Origin of the sequence: Dawidia cretensis (assembly GCF_018598175.1) — a bacterium.
GTDB classification, from domain to species: domain Bacteria; phylum Bacteroidota; class Bacteroidia; order Cytophagales; family Cyclobacteriaceae; genus Ohtaekwangia; species Ohtaekwangia cretensis.
The window spans coordinates 1-623 of record NZ_JAHESE010000103.1; the positions used below are offsets into that span (position 1 = coordinate 1).

The window sequence follows — 623 nt, forward strand, 5'->3', positions numbered from 1 at the left end:
CCACCGCCAGGGTTTGTATAGCGACCGCGATGGGGTAAACCGCATCGACCTGGCTACAGGCAAACGCGTACATTATCCGTTGCGCAAAACCACCTATGTTTGGATGAAAGCGATCTTCACCGAGGATACCGATGGTAATCTCTGGGTCGTAGGCCGCGACAACGGGTTGTTCCGTTTTGACCGTGATCGTGATACGCTGCAATGCGTGCTGGGTGCCGATTGTACCCAGGGCCCGCGTGAAGAGCCGAGGCTGTTCGCCGCCGCCAGTGCCGGCACAGACGGTATCCTGTGGCTCGGCTCCTACAACTATGGCCTGATACGCTATGACACCCGCCGCCATACCTGGCATCAATACTCTACGGGTCGCCGCAGCAACCAGGTGAATAGCCTCGCCCTCGGCAATGCCGAGAACGGCCGTCCCATCGTGTGGGTCGGTGATAAGCAGGGTCTGGGCGTCTTTCGTCCCGAACAAGAGAAATTTTATTTCTTTCCGGATCTGCTACCCAACGTCTATGAGGTGAACTTCATCTACCGCGATCCTGAAAATGGCATCGTGTGGACATGTACGTCGGAAGGCATTATCAACTACAACCCCGAGAGCAACCTCATCCGCACCCTCCTGC

General features: G+C 56.7%; 1 protein-coding gene. It reads left to right on the plus strand.

All coding sequences use genetic code 11. The features are described 5' to 3' along the window. A partial coding sequence (locus tag KK062_RS29905; RefSeq protein ID WP_254088058.1) for a ligand-binding sensor domain-containing protein occupies window positions 1-623 on the plus strand: 623 nt, incomplete at both ends.